The sequence below is a fragment of the Intrasporangium mesophilum genome (genome assembly GCF_054783095.1).
Map to the genome: position 1 here is coordinate 104,506 of NZ_BAAGRF010000013.1, position 13,556 is coordinate 118,061.

The following is a 13,556-nucleotide window of genomic DNA, read 5'->3' on the forward strand; positions in this document are numbered from 1 at the left end:
CATCGTTGCGCCACAACCATTCCCGGCCGCTGCGACCCACCAGCGATGACCATCTTCCGCCGAGCCCGGCGTCGATGTCGGCCCGCATGGGAAGCGATCGCACACGACCTCCCCGTCGGTTGACGACTCGTGCTACGAGTCTGGGCATCGTGCTCAGGACCTGTCAATCTGGACTGGTACCTCCACGACGAGGAGCCGGAGCGATGTCGACCACGCCTGACCGTGACGAGTCGCGCGACGAGCTGGAGCAGCTCCGGGCGAGGCTCACGGCGGGGCAGCTCGACCAGCTGCGCAGGCGGCTCTCGGGCATCGGGGCAACCGTGCCCCCGATCGCTCGTGTTGCCCCGCAGGCACGGCTGCCGCTGTCGGCCGCCCAGCAGCGAATGTGGTACCTGGAGCAGCTGGAGCCCGGCGCGCCGACGTACACGATCGCCCTTGCTTTCGATGTCCCGGCTCGTCTGCACCCAGAGTCCCTCCGTGAGGCGGTGCGGGCCGTGATGCAGCTCTGGCCGGTGCTCCGGAGCAGCTTCCGCGACGTGGACGGCGTGCCGTGGTGTTTCCCGCAGCAGTACGACGAGCCGGACTTCGCTGTCATCGCGGCGACGGGGTTCAAGGACATCGATGCGACTCTGTCGCGCGAGGCGACAGCGCCCTTCGACCTCGCGCGAGGACCCCTGTTGCGGGTGAGGCTCATCCACTCCGACCTCAGCTCCGACGGCGGCTCCGACGCCCTGCTCGTGTGCGTGCACCACCTCGTAGCGGACGCGGGCTCGATCGGGCCATTGTTCGACGCACTGGCGCTCGCCTACGACCTGGCTCGCAGCGGGGGCGACATCCACGCGGAGCTTCCGGCCTCGACGGCGCTCTACGCGGACTACGTCCGATGGCAGGCCGAGCGTCTCGGAGGTGACCAGCTCGAGGGGCACCGTCGCTGGTGGCGTGAGACCTTGGCCGGAGCACCGACCGTCCTCCCACTCCCCGACGGAGGCGCCCGGCCTCCGACTCGCACCTCCTTCGGCACCGAGACCACGCACGAGCTGGGGGTGGAGGTCTCGGGACGCTGCTCCGATCTGGCCCGCGCCGAACGGGCTACGCCGTTCATGGTTCTGCTCGCCGCCACTGCTGCCCTGCTGGCCCGGGTCACGGAGCAGCGGGACCTGCTCATCGGCGTCCCCATGTCTGGTCGAGTCCATCCTCAGCTCGACTCCGCAGTGGGTCTGTTCGTCAACACCGTCCCGACGCGGATCATGGTGGACCTCCGCCGCTCCTTCCGCGAGCTCGTCCGGCAGACTCGGGACGCAGTCATCGCCGCTCTCGAGCACCAGGAGGTGCCCCTCGAGTGGATGGTGGAGGATGCGGTCCCACTCCGGTCACCCTCGCATTCGCCGCTGTTCCAGGTGCTCGCTGACCTGATGGAGCCACTCGAACCACGGCTGGGCGGGACGACGCTCAGGCAGCGGTCGATCGCCACAGGAACGACGAAGTTCGATCTGTGCTGGGGATTTCGGATCGACTCCAGGACGGCCGAAGTCAGACTCTCGACGGCGACTGACGTGATCCCGTCGGGGTCGGCGCGGCGGTTGCTCGACTCGTGGGTCCGGCTCGTGCAGCACGCCGTGGCCGAGCCCGACACGACCGTAGAGCGGCTCGACATCGCGGCACCCGAGGATGCCCGAAAGCTGCAGGCGGCGTCCCACGGACCTGACCCGGGCGCACCGCCCGGAATCCTCGAGACGGTCCGCCATCTCGCCGCTGCGGACCCACATCGCGTGGCGATCCGTTTCGGCGCCGAAGACCTGACCCGAGGACAGCTCGTCGCGTCCGTCGACGCATGCGCCGACCGGCTCCGCAGCGCCGGAGTGGGGCCCGGGAGCGTCGTGGGCATCAGCTCGCGGCCGTCCTTCCACACCGTCATCGGAGTGCTGTCGGTCCTGGCTGCCGGAGCGGCTTTTCTGCCTCTGGACCCGGAACAGCCCCTGGAACGCCTTCGCGGACACCTGTCCGAGGCAGGCGGCATACTCGTCCTGGTCCCGCCCGACGGCGCGGAAGCGCTGCGCCCGCTCGGTATGCCGCTGCTCACCCCTTCGCTCGCACCTTTCGACGGGCCGGACGGCCTGCGACACCCGGTGGTCAGCGACCCGGGTGACCGGCCCGCGTACGTGATGTACACCTCCGGTTCGACCGGCAGACCGAAGGGAGTGGTGGTCCCGCTGCGGGCCATCGAACACCGCGTTGGCTGGATGCTTCGGCTCCACCGGATCGGGCCGTCGGATCGGGTGCTCCTGAAGACCCCGCTCACCTTCGACGTCGCTCTCGGGGAGCTGTTCGCAGGGCTGGTGTCAGGGGCCGTCCTCGTGGTGGCAGCCCCGGGGTCACACCGCGATCCGGATGCCCTGGCACAGCTGGTCCTCGAGCAAGAGGTCACCATCGCCCACTTCGTCCCATCCGTCCTCGGACCCTTCCTGGACGCGGTCACTCACGTGCGCAGCGCACCGACGGGCGCACCCGGCGTGGATCGGCTGCGGCGGCTCTTCTGCAGTGGCGAGGCCCTCGGGCCCGGGCTGGCCCACCAGGCCGCCCGAACGTTCCCGATGGCGCAGGTGCACAACCTCTACGGACCCACCGAGGCGGCGGTCGAGGTCGCCGGCTGGCGCGTGCAGCCGGACGACCGGGAGACGGTGCCCATCGGGCAGCCGATGCCCGGCTGCAGCCTGTACGTCCTGGACGCACTGTTGCAGCCCGTTCCACCGGGCGTGGCGGGCGAGCTCTACATCGGAGGCGTCCAGCTGGCGCTCGGGTACCTCGCTTCGCCTGGGCCGACCGCGCGTGTCTTCGTGCCGGACCCCTTCACCCCCACCGCGGGATCCCGGATGTACCGCACCGGTGACCGGGTGGTGCGCCGTGAGGACGGCGCGCTCCTCTTCCTCGGACGCATCGACAGGCAGCTCAAGCTCCGGGGCGAACGGGTCGAACCTGGAGAGATCGAGGCCGTGCTCCGCGCCCATCCGGCCGTGCGGTCAGCCGCGGTCCGGTTGGAGCAGGAGGGCGATTCGGCTGGGCGGCTGGTCGCCTACGTCGTCGGGGACACATCAGCAACGCCCGGCGACCTTCGTGCGCATCTCGCGTCGCGGCTGCCACGCGTCATGGTTCCGCATCGGATAGTTCTGTGCACCGACATCCGCCTCACGGCCAGCGGCAAGCTCGACTACGCCGCGCTGGCGCCTCCGCCGGCTGTCGCCCCCGACACCTCCGGCCACCAGCGGGAACCCGCCGACGGAGGCACCGAGGAGGGCACCGAGGATCACATCTCGGGCAGGGAGCAGGGCGTCGCGACGCTCCTGTGCGAGGTGCTGGACGTCCCCCGGCTCGGTCGGACGGAGGACTTCTTCGACGCAGGTGGGCACAGCCTCCTGGCTGCACAAGCGGTGGCACGACTGCGCGCCGAGCTGGGGCTGCAGCTCACGCTGCGATCCTTCCTGCACGATCCGACCGTGGCCGGCGTCATGTCCACGCTCCGGGACCGCTCCCGTGCAGCGGCCGGGCCGAGCCGATCCACTGCGGCTGCCGGGCCGAGCCGATCCACTGCGGCGCCCGTCCGCAAGACGACAACACCACTGCTGGTCACCGGCGCCTCAGGAATGATCGGCTCCTTCGTCGTTCGCGAGCTGCGCCGTCGCGGTCACCGGCTGCGGCTTTTCGTCCGCGACACCTCGATGCTGGTGGAGCTGCCCACCGACGACGAGCTGGCCATCGGTGACCTGGCCGATGCCGGGAGTCTCGACGCCGCCGCTCGCGGCACCCGTGGCGTCGTGCACCTGGCCTGTACCTTCCGGGACTGGAACCACGACGCGTATGCCGTCGCGCAGCTCGTCGCCAGCTGGGCTGGCGGGCCGTTCGTGCTGATGAGCAGCACGGACGTCTACCCATGGTCGGCGCCGGGACCGATCGACGAAGACGCTGTCCTTCAGCCCGAGGTGTCGGCCGGCGACTACGTCCGTGGAAAGCTGCGCGCGGAACGACTGCTACACGAGGCAGTCGGCTCGGGCGCACCCGATCGCGTGACGATCCTGAGATCGCCCTTCGTCTGGGGGCCGCACCCGTACTGTCGCTGGCAGCTGCGCACCGGCGCCGGTCATGCGTTCTACCGGACCGCCGCCGCAGGGGAGGCCCTCACGATTCCGCAGGGCGATCCGTCCGAGGTGGCCCTCAGCTGGATCGACGCACGTGACCTCGCCGTCCTCGTCGCCGACTGCGTCGAGGAGCCGGCCGGCCGTGCCTTGAACGCGGCCACTGGCCGGATCGCGTGGTCCGACTTCTACGCCCAGATGTCGCAGCTCACCGGTCGCGACGTCACCGTGCGAACGGGAGACGTGCCTCCGGGCGACCTCCACACCCGGGTCCGTTGGTACGCCACGGAACGGATGCTGGCCCGCGGTTTCAGACCGCGGCATACCGACTGGGCGGCAACGCTGGCCTCGTTCCTCAGACCCCCCACGGCCGCTGCGGCACCTGAGCCCTGACGCGCTCCATCGTCGCTCCATAGCTGCCGTCGATCGCTGGGTGGCCGTCGATGCGCAGGCACGCCATCTCGAGGAAGGTTCGCCAGCCCAGCCTCCACAGCCGCACCCGGCCGTCGGCTCCGGCGCTCGCAACCAGCCCACGGTCACGGGCAAGCGACACACGCCAGACACCGCCGTCATGGCTGTGAACTGGCTCGCTCACCGCTCTGCCCACGCTGTCCCAGATCCGCAGCGTGCCGTCGGCCGAGCCACTGACGATGGACTGCCCGTCGGGTGCGACGGCGACACAGTGCACCGGACCCTTGTGCCCATGCATCGGCTCGGCGACGGCGTCCCCGGTCGTGACGTCCCACAGTCGCACCGTGCGGTCCAGCCCGGCACTGACGAGTGTCGTCCCATCGGGAAAGAACGCCAGGTCGCGGACGCCGGCCTCGTGTCCCTCCAGCGGCTTGCCGACGGATGACCCGTCGGGGCGCCAGAGCCGGATTGTGCCGTCGTTGCTCCCGGTGGCGAGCAGGCGTGCGTCAGGAGTGAACACCGCCGACCACACCTCGTCGCGGTGTCCCGTCAGCGGTCCGGCGACCACGGCGCCGTCCGGCCGCCACAGCACCACCGTCGCGTCTGCGCCGCCGGTGGCGACCAGCTGACCGTCCGCGCTGACATCAACGGCATACACGGCGCCTCGATGACCCCTCAGCACCGTCTCGCACCGGCCGGTCGAGGCATCCCACACGCGGGCGGTCGCATCCGCTGCGGCGGAGGCGATTCGGGCACCGGCGGCATCGCGTGCCAGCGAGTAGACGTAGCCGTCGTGGCCGACCCACGGGTCGCCGATGGGTTCGCCGGAGGTGCTCCATCGTCGAAGGAGCATGTCGGCGCCGGCACTGACCAGCTGCCGTGCGTCGTCGAGCACGATGACGCCGTTCACGTCCGTGCCGCCACCCGACAACACGGCATACGGACCATGCCCGTCGCGGGCCCAGGTGCGCACGGTGGAGTCGGCGCCGGCACTCACCACGAGGCGGTCGTCGTCGACGAGCGCGAGTGCCGTCACGGCGCCCTGGTGTCCGACGAGGTCCGGCCGGATGGCGCGGCCCGACAGATCCCACGTGCGCACGACACCGTCCCCGCCTGCTGACACCAGGACGAGGCCGTCCCGCGATACGGTCAACGCGCTGACCCCGCCGACGTGCGCCTGCCACGGCCGCCCGACGGCGCGGCCGTCGCGGGACCAGACACGGATGCTCCGGTCGGCACCGCCCGAGATCACCAGGCCGCCGGGGACGTTCACGGCCATGCTCAGGACGACACCGTCGTGTCCTCGCCACGGCGGCCCGATCGGGTCACCGTTCTCCGCCCACGCGCGCAGGGTGCTGTCCGCGGAGCCGGACACGATTCTCTCGGGCAGGATGCCGATGGTGGTGATCTCGTCGTCGTGGCCGTGCCAGGGTGCCCCTACCGGCTCGCCGGTGGGAGACCAGGCGCGCAGGGTCCTGTCCGCGGACCCGGAGATGACGAACCGGCCGAGCGGATCCACCGCGACGGCAGTGACCGCGCCGTCGTGGCCCTGCCAGGGCTGACCCAGCGGTTGGCCGGTCGGAGACCAGGCGCGCAGGGTCGTGTCGGCGGAGCCGGAGATGACGAACCGGCCGAGCGGATCCACCGCGACGGCAGTGACCGCGCCGTCGTGGCCCTGCCAGGGCTGACCCAGCGGTTGGCCCGTCGGAGACCAGGCGCGCAGGGTCGTGTCCACCGAGGCCGACACCACGAGGCGACCGTCTGGGCTCGCGGCGATGCAGGTCACCGGTGCATGGTGAGCGCCCACCACGGTCAGCTCGCGGGCAGTCAGGAGCGCAGCGTGCAGGCTCACCTGCGGGAGGTCGATGAGGTCGTCCGGTAGCTCGGCGAGGTTGGTGAGCACCGTGTCGGCGGCCACGGCGAGGGCCGCTACGGGCTCGACGTCCAGGAGCAGACGGACTCTCAACGCTTGTTCGCGCAGCCCCGCACGAACGAGTTCTTCCTCCGCCCGGGCGCGCTGTTGCTCGGCCTCGCTCAAGGCCCGCTGCAGCCGCTGCTGCTCGGCGACCCAGGCGTCGTCGCTCGCGGTGATGAACTCACGCTGAGCATCGCTCAGGCGGTCCAGCTGGATGGGGTCGAGGCGTTTCGCGGCCTCGAGGGTCCGGCCGCGCAGGAGCGCTCCCGAGTCCCGGTTCCCGATCTGCCCCGAGGACTCCCACCTCTCCCGGGCGCGGTCCAGGTCCTGCCGCCAGATCAGGAAGCTGCGGTCGTCATCGAGCCACTCACGCAGGCGTTGCCACTCGCGCAGGAGGGAGTCGTGCACGAGCTCGACGAGCACGTCGGCCGTCTGGGAGTCGAGCCGGGTGACCAGCAGTCGTTCGTCTGCGAGCCGGTACACGATCGCGGTCACGTCGGGCAGCTCGTCCGGCGTACGTGCCAGCTCGGTCAGATCTCGTCGCCGCCGGCTGTCCGGGGTTGAGTGCCGTTCGTCGCCGAGGTGGACCAGGTCGAGGAAGACGCGACGCACCTGCGGGAGGTCCGACTCGTCGAAACGCGCGAGGGCTTCCTCGGCCCATCCCGCGATGCCGCCAGAGACCTTCCCGATCTGCTCGTAGGCCTGATGGGTGAGGAGCCCGTCGACCCGACGCTCCCACAGCTGGGTCAGAGCGAACTCCAGCAGCGGCAGGACGGTGCTTGCGGCCGTGTCCTCGTCGGCGCTCGGAGCCGCATCGATCGCATCGTCGACGATTCGTTTGGCAAGACCCTCCTCGAAACGCAGGCCGACCGCCCGGGCGGGGCCGGTGACGATGGCACTCAGATCGGTGCGGCCAAGGGTCGGAGGGATCGTGCGGAGCCCCTCCTCCAACGCGCGCGTGAGCCCGGGTGCTTCATGCACCAGAGCGGCGAAGAACTCGTCACGCATCACGAGCACGACGGTCACCGGCCGGGTCGAGGTCACCAAGGACGCCAACCACTGCAGGACCGCACGACGCTGTGCAGGCGGCAGGACGACGAAAGTCTCTTCGAACTGGTCCAGGGTGAGCAGCACGGGTGAGTCGCCCATGGGCACTACTCGGTCCAGTTCGCTCATGACGCTCGCGTCGTCCGACGCGGGGTCGGACGGATGCCCCAGCAGGTCGGCTGGACGAGTCACGATGACCCGCGGGCGCGCGCTGGCCCCGCCATTCGCTGACGCGAGCGCCGGCACCAGGCCCGCACGGACAAGCGACGACTTGCCGCTTCCGGAGGGACCGAGGACGGCCAGAAAGCGGGTTCCTGGTCTGCGGATGGCAGTCACGAGCCGGGCGACGGTCTCTTCACGGCCGAAGTAGAGGTCCTTCTGGGTCTCAGTGAACGTCTCGAGCGCGAAGTACGGCTGGACGTCCGATGCCGCGAGTCCGGGAACCAGCCGGAGGATGGTGCTGGCCGGGATCGCAAAGGCCGTCCGGAGCTGGCGGCCGTGGTCCCCGCTCGTGATCGCGACAACCATGCCCGCCAGCCTGCCCGAAACGACGTCGACGAGCGGCGCACCGCTGAAACCAGGGACGATCTCGTCAGCACGGGACAGCTGAAGCACCGGCAGGCCGCCCTCGTCGGCGATCTCGGCGGCGATCTGAGCGGTACCGACGAGTCCTTCGACGGGCTTCGCCGGCGGGTATCCGAACGTCCAGGCCTCATGACCGACCGGGCTGGTCGACATCGAGAACGGCACGGTGTCTGTGCCGTCCGGCCACGGTGAGTCCGGGGACACTTGCAGGACGGCCACGTCCTCATCCTTGTGCCAATGCTCCGGCAGGACCGTGGCCTCCAGCAGCTGCCGGCTCGCGTGATGCACGAGGGAGAGGGTGCTGCCCGGGCCCCCGCCAGCGTACTCAACGACGTGCGCGCAGGTCAGGACAAGGCGCTCCCGCTCGCTGACGATGAACCCCGTACCAGCCGTCTCGGTCGCCGACGGGACGCGAACCACCGACGCTCGCGCCGCGGAGATCGGCGCCGGTCCCGGCACCGAAGGGCTCACGGAACTGGCCGCGTCCAGGTCAGCTTGACGGCGTAGTTCGACTCGCCGCTCAGCTTGCCGATCGCGAGGTTCCCGAGCTCGCCGGTCGCCTTGACCGAGAACTGGAGCTCGATGTTGTCCGGTGGGTCCTCGAGACGGCGAACGGCCTGCACGAACGATCCGGCCGTCTGCTCGAGCAGGGCGCCGAACGCCGCCTGCAACGACGTCTGCGCCTTGACCAGACCATCGTTGATGCGATCCGCCACCCCCGCCTTGACCACGCCCGGGCGGGCCTGCACGTCTGCAGGCGTCACCTCGACCAAGATCGAGTGCTCGTCGTCATTGAACTGCAAGTAGGTCATTGTCGCTTCACCGCCAATCCTCCACGCGGTCAGGACGACCGCACCATCACCAGACCCCACTGGTCCGACTGATCCGACTGATCCGGCTGGTCACCCGGGCGCGCCGTCCAGCCGCAGACAACGCCCTTGGGACGCGACGCCAGGTAGCCAGGTCCTTCGCGCACCGTGCCGTCCTCATGGGTGAACGTCAATGTCGCACCGTGAGGGATGCCTGCGATGGGGTGACCGTCGATGCGGAAGGCCGTGCGATCGGGCCCGAGAACTCCCGTGCCACTGAAGGACTCGCCGTCTGCGGCCGCCGCGATCGTCACCATGGCCGTCAGGCCCTCCACGTCCGCAGACCATCGGCCGGCGAAGTCCGACGCGGTCGCGGGACCGTCGCGGTACGTCCCGAGAAGGATTCGGGCGGCGCGGGAGGCGAAGAAACCGTAGGGCGTGCCCTGCCACAGGCTGGCACCGGAGATGGAGCGCTCGCCGGCGGTCGTCAGGTAGCCGGAGAAGACCTGACGCTCGAGCCAGTTGTAGTCGTGGATCGTCAGTTCGACCGCCCGTGGACCGCCAACGCCGACGCGTCCGGTGACCACGTAGTCGTCATCGAAGCGCTCGCTGTGGAGGAGTCCGTTGACCTCGGTGTGCGAGTCCTGGCTGCCCGGCTCCAGCGTGAGAGAGGCGAGCCAGCCGTCGTCGCAGAAGGACCAGCGGCCGGCCACGTCGGCCGCGCAGACTCGGTGGGGCTGGTTCTCGTAGTCTGGCATCGCCCACCTCGCCTGGCTCGACGTTCTGGGTTCGAGACGACTGTATAGGGTTCGAGGTGATCGTGGCCGTCAGTGAGGGCTTGAGTGACGTCGTGGACGTCTGGCTGGCTCCTGTGACCTCGGGCCTGCTCGGACCATCGGCTGAACGCATCCTCGACGAGGACGAACGGCAGCAGGCGGAGCGCTTTCACCGCGACGACGACCGCCGGCGTTACACGGTGGCCCATGCCTCACTCCGAGTCATTCTGGGCGCCCGCCTCGGCGTCGCCCCTGAGTGCCTCCGGTTCGGCCGAGATCCATGTCCTGTGTGCGGCGGCCCGAACGGCCGACCCACGCTCATGGATTCCGCTGCGTCTCTGCACTTTTCGCTCTCCCATGCGGGCGGACTTGTTGCCGTGGCGGTGGCCTCGGCTCCGGTCGGGATCGACGTGGAGCCCGTTCCCGGGGTCGAGGTGGTCTCGGCCGTGCTCGAGACGCTTCATCCGCGCGAGCGGGATGCCGTGCTCGCAGCGCCCCTGACCAGACGCAGTGCCGACTTCACGCGGATGTGGACCCGCAAGGAGGCCCTCCTCAAGGGGATCGGAACCGGCCTCGCTCATGGATTGACCGACCACGACGTCACCGACGGTGCGCACCCCCGGACCGACCAGGGATGGTCCCTGGCCGAGCTCCCTGTCGGGGCGGGGTATGCCGGCGCTGTCGCGCTGCGCGGCGCGAGGGTGCAGCTGCGACTCCGGAGTCGTCAGCTGTCCTCGGCGTCGGGCGGCTAGGACAGGGCCACGCTCCCGGAGCCCGCGTCGTATGCCGTCCGGCCGGCCAGTACGGTCAGCCGAACCCGGGCACTCAACAGAGACTCGAGCCCGTCCCTGAACGGGTCGGCGTCGATGACGACGAAGTCGGCACTGAGCCCGGGATCGAGCCGACCCGTCACGTCCTCCCACCGGGCCGAGCGAGCGGCATCCCGGGTGGCACGAACCAACGCGTCCCCGAGGCGCATCGCGCTGTCCGGGATGTTGGCGGGGAGGTCGGTGTCGATCGCCGACCTGCGTGTCGCGGCCACGTAGAGGTTGGGCAGCGGGGCATACGGCGCGGTCGGGGCGTCCGAGCCGATCACGAGCGAGGCTCCGGCGTCGGCCAGCTCGCCCCACGGGAAGCCTCGGTCGACCCGATCGTCGCCGAGCATCCGGCGCCAGTTGTCCTGGATGGCCGGGTCGGCGTGAACGGGCTGGACCGACGCGATGACGCCGAGCTCGCCCAGCCGCCGCACGGTGTCCTCGGTGACGGTCTCGAGGTGCTCGATCCGGTGCCGGCGGGGTCGGGGACCGTTGACCTCGACGGCGCGCTCGAGGGCGCGCAGCGCGATGCCGGAGGCACGGTCGCCGATCGCGTGCATGGCCACCTGCAGCCCGGCAGCGTCGGCGGCTGCGACGACGGTAGCCAGGGACTCGTCGTCCCACAGCGCGTCAGGGTGGCTGCCGTCGGCGAACGGGGCGACCATCGCGGCGGTGCAGCTGTCGACCACGCCGTCGACGAAGATCTTGATGCCGGTGACCCGGAACCACGGGCCTGTTCGAGTGCGGTGGAGCTCGACTGCCCGCGCCACCTGCGCGAGGTCGCCCTCGGTCGTGCCGGTGCGGTTCACGACCCAGTGTCCGGCAACCCGCAACGGCAGCCGTCCCCCGCCGGCAGCCAACGCGTCGTCCAGTGCGGTGAGCTCCTCGTCCGCGAGTCCCATGTCGATCGCGGAGGTCACTCCGGCGGCAAGGTAACAGGCGAACGCATCCTGCTGTGCCGCAAGGCGATCCGCGTCGGTGGACAGTCGGTCGAGCACCCCGCGCATGAGGACGAGTGCGGCGTTCTCGAACAGCATCCCGGTGGCCTCTCCGTCGGCATCGCGGGCGATATGCCCTCCGATCGGGTCAGGCGTGTCTCGATGGATTCCCAGCTCGCGCAACGCAGCCGAGTTGACCCAGGCGGAGTGGTGGTCGGCCGCGGTGAGATAGACAGGCCGGTCGTTGATCACGTCGTCGATCATCGATCGGTGCGGTTGCTGTCCGTGTAGGGCGGAGAAGAGCCAGCTGCGCCCGCGCAGGCGCTCCGCTCCCGGGTCGTTCGCCGCGGCGGCTGCCAGTCGGCCCTGGATGTCCGCCAGGTCGAGGGCGCCGAACAGGTCGACCTGCGACAGCGACTCGCCGAGGCTGACGAGGTGCGTGTGCGCGTCGACGAAGCCGGGCGCGACGAACGCCCCATCGAGGTCGATGGTGCGGACGATGTCATCGAGTCGATCGGCCTCCTCGGTGGCGCCCACGAAGGCGATCCGTTCGCCGTCGACGACGATCGACTCGGCCCAGGCGGTCTCGCTGGCGGTGAAGACCCGGCCACCGCGGTAGTGCACGCGACTCATCGGGACTCCCGCGGGGCGGCATACGTGCTCATGAGCAGGAGGTAGAGCAGGCCAGGGACGACGAGACCCACGACCAACGAGAGGTCGACGTTGCCGAGGGCGCCGGCGATGGGGCCGGTGAAGACCGGCGTCGACGCACTCATGAGGGCCAGGGTGACACCGACCAGCAGCGCCGTAGCGCCGGCCACGTTGACCCCGTTGGTGTACCAGTACCGACTGGTCTTGCTCTGGTCGCTCAGGGCGCGGCCGTCATAGCGGTTCCGCCGCCACCACATGTCGGCGGAGTAGACGGCCATCACCGGCGCCAGGACCGTCACGACGAGCTGCATCGCGTTGGAGACGCTGTCCAGGAAGTTCCATACGAGCAGGGCGTAGAGCGTCATGGCCGTTCCGACCGCGCCGTCGAGCAGGACGCTCCGGGAGCGCGGCAGGCGCACTCCGATGGACTGGAGGGCCAGGCCCGAGCTGTATGCCGTCATGGCGTTGTTCGCGATGGTTCCGACAATGACCGCGACGAGGAAGACGGGCGTGAACCACCCGGGCAACAGGCTCTCTGCCGCCGCCCGTGCGTCACTCGCGTCGACCGCGGTCGCCGCGAGTGCGCCCACCGAGGAGATGATGATGCCGGGCACCATCGAGCCGAGCGCCGTCCAGAGGGCCACCTCACGCACGCGGGTCGTGCTCGGCAGGTAGCGGGCGAAGTCGGCGCTGTTGGTGTACGAGAGCGGCCCGGAGGCCACGAGCGCCGTTCCGGCAGCGACAGCCGCCCACAGGTCGATCCCGTCGATCGGGGTGGCGGGCGTGAACCCCCAGTTCGCGCCCCTGATGACGAAGACCGCCATGACCGCGAACACCACTGCCAGCACGATCGCCAGCGGCTGGTAGAAGCGCAGGATGAAGCCGTGACCGTAGACGCTGATGACGAGGGTGACCCCAGCGATCAGGACGATGATCGCCACCTCGACCGGAGTCGTGACGGGGATGCCGATCCGCTCGACGAGGCTGAAGGCGACGTATGCCGCCGCTGCCCAGTTGAGCGCGAGGTAGCAGACGCTCACGAGCCAGCCGGCGATCGCGACGTTGACGCGGTTGCCGGTCACGCCGAACATCGCCCGAGTGATGACCTCGCTCGGCGTGCCGGCTGCCGGTCCGCTGCCGGCGACGATGCCGGTGAACACCGCGAAGAGGTTCCCGACGACGATCACGCCGAGCGCCTGCCACACGCTCAGGCCCATGAGGATGAGCACGGTGCCGACGATGAAGCCGAGGAAGTTCACGTTGGCCGCAGCCCACACGGCGAAGAGCTGACGCGGTCGTCCACGCCGCTCGGACTCGGGGATGACGTCGATGCCGTGGGACTCGATCTCGAGCGATGTGTCGGGCGCGGTCCGCTCCTGCGTCCAGTCGGTTGTCGTCATGGGTCCTCCAGTCGTCGTTGACCTGAGCGTCGGTGGCGGCTCTGATGCCGGGTGCTGTCGGGTGCGGGTGCTGTCGGGTGCG

The 13,556-nt window shown here is 70.1% G+C and carries 7 protein-coding genes; 2 read left to right on the forward strand and 5 right to left on the reverse strand.

Features of this window, described 5'->3' with window-relative positions; translation table 11 throughout:
* Positions 1-203: 203 nt before the first annotated feature.
* On the forward strand, positions 204-4,520 hold the full coding sequence (locus ACYVLP_RS12065) for a non-ribosomal peptide synthetase (RefSeq protein WP_460627589.1): 4,317 nt from the start codon (positions 204-206) through the stop codon (positions 4,518-4,520).
* Here ACYVLP_RS12065 and ACYVLP_RS12070 read toward each other — a convergent pair.
* Genes ACYVLP_RS12070 through ACYVLP_RS12080 form a run of 3 tightly spaced genes read right to left on the reverse strand, consistent with a single transcriptional unit; the run spans position 4,483 to position 9,652 of the window.
* Complete coding sequence (locus ACYVLP_RS12070) at positions 4,483-8,556, reverse strand: nSTAND1 domain-containing NTPase (RefSeq protein ID WP_460627590.1); 4,074 nt, start codon at positions 8,554-8,556, stop codon at positions 4,483-4,485. The two genes, ACYVLP_RS12065 and ACYVLP_RS12070, sit on opposite strands and share 38 nt — an antisense overlap.
* Positions 8,553-8,897 carry a CU044_2847 family protein gene (locus ACYVLP_RS12075; protein ID WP_460627591.1) on the reverse strand — a complete coding sequence of 115 codons (345 nt, stop codon included), beginning with the start codon at positions 8,895-8,897 and terminating at the stop codon, positions 8,553-8,555. The genes ACYVLP_RS12070 and ACYVLP_RS12075 overlap by 4 nt, the downstream gene beginning before the upstream one ends.
* Before the next feature lie 29 nt (positions 8,898-8,926).
* On the reverse strand, positions 8,927-9,652 hold the full coding sequence (locus tag ACYVLP_RS12080) for a hypothetical protein (RefSeq protein ID WP_460627592.1): 726 nt from the start codon (positions 9,650-9,652) through the stop codon (positions 8,927-8,929).
* Positions 9,653-9,732: 80 nt separating this feature from the next.
* Here ACYVLP_RS12080 and ACYVLP_RS12085 point away from each other — a divergent pair, with 80 nt between their 5' ends.
* Positions 9,733-10,422: a 4'-phosphopantetheinyl transferase family protein gene (locus ACYVLP_RS12085; RefSeq protein WP_460627593.1), complete on the forward strand. Its 690-nt coding sequence runs from the start codon at positions 9,733-9,735 to the stop codon at positions 10,420-10,422.
* On the opposite strand, the gene ACYVLP_RS12090 is transcribed toward ACYVLP_RS12085, so the two are convergent.
* Positions 10,419-12,056 (reverse strand): amidohydrolase, encoded by a 1,638-nt coding sequence (locus ACYVLP_RS12090; protein ID WP_460627594.1) that lies wholly within the window; start codon positions 12,054-12,056, stop codon positions 10,419-10,421. The two genes, ACYVLP_RS12085 and ACYVLP_RS12090, sit on opposite strands and share 4 nt — an antisense overlap.
* Positions 12,053-13,474, reverse strand: coding sequence for a purine-cytosine permease family protein (locus tag ACYVLP_RS12095; protein ID WP_460627595.1), 1,422 nt, complete (start codon positions 13,472-13,474; stop codon positions 12,053-12,055). Before ACYVLP_RS12095 ends, ACYVLP_RS12090 begins: the two co-directional genes overlap by 4 nt.
* Positions 13,475-13,556: the final 82 nt, after the last annotated feature.

Coding starts and splice junctions, on each gene's coding strand:
- ACYVLP_RS12080 (WP_460627592.1), bottom strand. CDS start 9,652: ATGCCAGACTACGAGAACCAGCCCCACCGAGTCTGCGCGGCCGACGTG.
- ACYVLP_RS12090 (WP_460627594.1), bottom strand. CDS start 12,056: ATGAGTCGCGTGCACTACCGCGGTGGCCGGGTCTTCACCGCCAGCGAG.
- ACYVLP_RS12095 (WP_460627595.1), bottom strand. CDS start 13,474: ATGACGACAACCGACTGGACGCAGGAGCGGACCGCGCCCGACACATCG.
- ACYVLP_RS12075 (WP_460627591.1), bottom strand. CDS start 8,897: ATGACCTACTTGCAGTTCAATGACGACGAGCACTCGATCTTGGTCGAG.
- ACYVLP_RS12065 (WP_460627589.1), top strand. CDS start 204: ATGTCGACCACGCCTGACCGTGACGAGTCGCGCGACGAGCTGGAGCAG.